The sequence below is a fragment of the Streptomyces sp. SID12501 genome, from assembly GCF_010550245.1.
Taxonomy (GTDB): domain Bacteria; phylum Actinomycetota; class Actinomycetes; order Streptomycetales; family Streptomycetaceae; genus Streptomyces.
This window is the reverse complement of sequence record NZ_JAAGLU010001095.1, coordinates 1-381: the sequence shown is the minus strand read 5'-3', so window position 1 is coordinate 381 and position 381 is coordinate 1. Positions and strand designations below refer to the sequence as shown.

The window sequence follows — 381 nt, the reverse complement described above, 5'->3', positions numbered from 1 at the left end:
CGAGGGCTACGTACGCGGCTTCGCGCGCAGACGGCCCGACGTGGCGGTGTGCGTGCTGCGTTTCGCGAACATCCTGGGGCCCTGGGCGGATTCGGCGCTCGCCGAGTACTTCTCCATGCCGGTCATGCCGACGGTCCTCGGCTACGACCCCCGACTGCAGTTCGTCCACGAGGACGACGTCGTGGACGTGCTGCGCCTGGCGGCGGGGGAGCCGCGGCGCGGAACCCTGAACAGCGGGACGTTCAACGTCGCCGGTGACGGGGTGCTGTTGTTGTCGCAGTGCTCGCGCCGGCTCGGGCGGCCGACGGTGCCGTTGCTGCTGCCCGCGGTGACGTGGGTGGGGTCGGCGCTGCGCGCGGTCGGGGTGACGGACTTCTCGCC

The 381-nt window shown here is 72.2% G+C and carries 1 pseudogene; it reads left to right on the top strand.

Features of this window, described 5'->3' with window-relative positions:
• A pseudogene (locus G3I71_RS49985) lies at positions 1-381 on the top strand (NAD-dependent dehydratase); the annotation flags it as partial.